A 3,237-nucleotide genomic window follows, 5' to 3' on the forward strand; every position below is an offset into this window, starting at 1 on the left:
CATTCCTTCCCTGTCTCCGTTTCGCGCTCCTGATAATTCTTCTCCATTTCTTTCACTTTCCTGTATTCTCCCCCAATAGTCGGGATGCTCCCCTCCTTATACCGCAGGATATAACGCCAGTTTTTTTCTTTGCACCTTTCAAAAAAACCTTCACAGGCATACAGGCTGTCCCCGCACAGGCAGATGGGCAGTCTTGGAAATGCTTTTTTCAGCTTTTCCATTAAACGCCAGCAGGCCTTTCTTTCACAGTCCTGCTTCTCCATTTCTTTCACTTTTTCATTGTCTACAAATTCTGTCTGTATGCTTATAAGGATTTGGGGATGCAGCGCTAGCTTTGCTTCCAGCACATAATAATAGTTCTCCTGGCACTCTTTTTCTGTCCCCCTGTTATGAGTCCGGTGCAGGCTTTTTCCGTCCAGTTCTCTCCGGCTGCTGCAAAGCTGTGTCCCGTCTATGATAACCTGCCAGTATTTCCCCCTGATGCGCATATCTTCAAATGCCCGGCTGCGCAGCAGTCTGCGGCACAGACAATTTATGACATCCTGTAGTTTTTCCGGTTCCAGTCTTTCCAGATACCGGTTGATTGTTTCCCAATAAGGCAGCTCATCGACCACAGGCTCTTCTGCGCACAGTGTCCAGATATTTCTTATTATGATCTCCGAATTGAATTCTTCGCTTGTTTTTCGCATACTGCTAATGTAAAATAAAGAAGAAAGAATACGGGTCATAAGAAGAATCACGCCAGGGTATGTGATATAACTCTGATGTCTGGGATCTGGGAGTTGTTTCAATAATGGGAGCAGATCTGGAAAAAAATGCCGGATCAGCTTGGTTAATTCACAGGCAAGGTTAAACTGTGCCAAGTGTTCCCTGGCTTCTTTTCTTCTGATTTTTATTCTTGCTTCATGGTAAAACCTCCTCTCTTTTATGGTGGTGCGAAAAAATAAGTTTTTATCTAATTCTATTATCTCGCATCTTCCCATAAAATGGGAGGTTTTTTAATTAATTTTTTTAAGCGTCAGAGCTGAAAAAAAGATTCTCAAAAGCAATAGGAAGGGAATGGGTTGATAAAGGTAGGGTTATGCGATGACATAATGGAATACAATAAGAAGATAGCAGACTACGTTGAGCAATATGGAAAAAACATGTTGAAGTGAGAACAAAGTTTGGCAAAACCTATTTTGTATAATAAAATACAAAAAGTATTAGACAAAGTATATAGAAAGAAACTACTGAAAGCAGAAGAAAAATTGTTTTTAAAATGTCAGGGCGGATTTATTACTATTCAGCTTTACGATAAGCAAATATAGAAAAGAAGAATTTTTAAAGGCGCTGGCTGGTTATATGGGAGAGTGGAGAGGCGAGTAAAAGTTACGCTAAAAAAAGCGGTTTATACAATAAATATTGTTTTTTTAGAGATAAAGGGATATAGTTTTAAATCAAAAACCAAAAAGGAGAAAAGAATTATTTTCAGTGGAATATATGGATTTGTGTAATGATATGGATGCTTGGAGAGTAAGGGGATAAATGTGTCTTTTCTGCTGAGCTCTGTTTTGTGAATTGGTACGTAGCAAATTTACAGAAGAACGAAACCAGATAAGAACATAATAAAAAAATAAGCTTTTTTCGGAATGTATAGACAGAAATCAAAAATATTAACTACACGAAGAAATTACTTAGTAAAAGCGTCCACAGTGATAGCGGGCATCGGATTGTTACAACCACAATCCGAATTATCTAGTGACTGTCGCAGCAGGTGTGGTTTGCCACCTCATCAGCAAATGGCTAGACAGGCATGATAAGGACAGCAAATAGCCTGGTGGGTGCTTTGCCACTTTTCCTTCCACTTTCCCCATCCCTCCTTTTGTTCCAATTATGGGCAAAGAGGGCGCAGGATTGTCAAGAAAAATCACGATTTCTTCGTTTTCTAGTGTATACTGTTTGAAAAGCGCACAATCATAGAAATTTCCAGGTAATGGTAATGATTTTTTTGTGGCAAGCATATTGAAAAAGATTTCTGCATATGCTATAATGCCATTAGGCTAAAAGAAACGATAAGTCCATGTGGACGAAGAAACGAATCCCCGAACCGTAGTTGCGTACAGTCCGGGGATTCTTCTTGCCTTTTATAGTGGCAAAGCGCCCACTAGGCTAATTGTTGTCCTTTTTGTCCTTGCTATCAAGCCATTTGCAGACGAGATGGCTAATCACGCCAGCCATGACAGCAACAATAAAAGAAACGATAACTTCCATGTGAACACCTCCTCCCGTTGCCAGGCATCGGTAGGACAACATGAATATTATATCTTATTTTCAGAGTATCGACAATGACCCCTTTGTAATGTTTTGCTCAAATTCATTATACAACAGAAAGCCCTGTACGGCATTTTTTTGTTACAAAAGTTATAAACTGGTGTAATAAAATTAAGGAATCGTGTTTACGCCAAAAATAAGCATTGGATTCAGAGCATGTTTGAAGCTTCCTATTGTTTATTGCAATGTCCTTCATTTTTATTTGGGTTTGTCAAGAAAAATGTGTAAGTTTTATATAATTTCCTTACCGGCAGTTTTCAAAGCTGCCGGTTTTTCATGGCAGGATCAATATTGTTCATACTTGAGAATACGTGCCTGCATCTTGTCATTCATAGCAAGCTGGTTGCGGACTAACGCCCAGTTGGCCACGGGGCGCCCGTTCCATTTTTATACAGTTCCATAATCCTAAAAACTCATTGTAATGCAGTCCCACCTGAGTATTTGGTTTTTCCCAGAAAACATACTCTCTGTCCCTAATTTCTCCTTCCACCATTTCACTTGTAATCAAGTTGGTCTCCTATCATAACCATAGACATACCCGGGATTCACATACTCTTTTACAATCCTCCCCCTCTTTACATTTCCAATTCTCAATGCTTCCATATTCCCTGGACACAGCCTGCCCCTTGGCAATATCATTCCTGTGCCATATCGTTCGTGAGCCAGTTTCTTTGCTGCTTCTTTCTTAAAATATGAAAGCCTATCTTTATATTTTCTATAATATCCCTGCAATATTTTACTGTTATCGTTCCGAATTTTTTTCAGCTTCTGGTAAGATTCACTGACTTCATATGCCTGAAGTACTTCTTCTGGTATCCGTTCCACAGTATTCTCCTTAGAATTTTATAGCGTTAATTTATACCTTGGCTCTTTCTCGATTACCTCTTCCGGAGTCATATCCATATACGCTTTATATTTTAATAC

General features: G+C 39.3%; 2 protein-coding genes and 1 pseudogene. All 3 read right to left on the bottom strand.

Going from position 1 to position 3,237, the window contains the following annotated elements:
* Nucleotides 1–689 (bottom strand): annotated as a pseudogene (locus E5329_RS28680) (transposase); the annotation flags it as partial.
* Between the two features lie 1,949 nt (nucleotides 690–2,638).
* The gene (locus tag E5329_RS28685; protein ID WP_135992518.1) at nucleotides 2,639–2,821 is read right to left on the bottom strand and encodes a hypothetical protein; all 183 of its coding nucleotides are present in this window, start codon (nucleotides 2,819–2,821) and stop codon (nucleotides 2,639–2,641) included.
* Nucleotides 2,818–3,138: a hypothetical protein gene (locus E5329_RS28690; protein WP_135992519.1), complete on the bottom strand. Its 321-nt coding sequence runs from the start codon at nucleotides 3,136–3,138 to the stop codon at nucleotides 2,818–2,820. The genes E5329_RS28685 and E5329_RS28690 overlap by 4 nt, the downstream gene beginning before the upstream one ends.
* Nucleotides 3,139–3,237: the final 99 nt, after the last annotated feature.

The organism is Petralouisia muris, from assembly GCF_004793545.1.
Classification (GTDB): domain Bacteria; phylum Bacillota; class Clostridia; order Lachnospirales; family Lachnospiraceae; genus Petralouisia; species Petralouisia muris.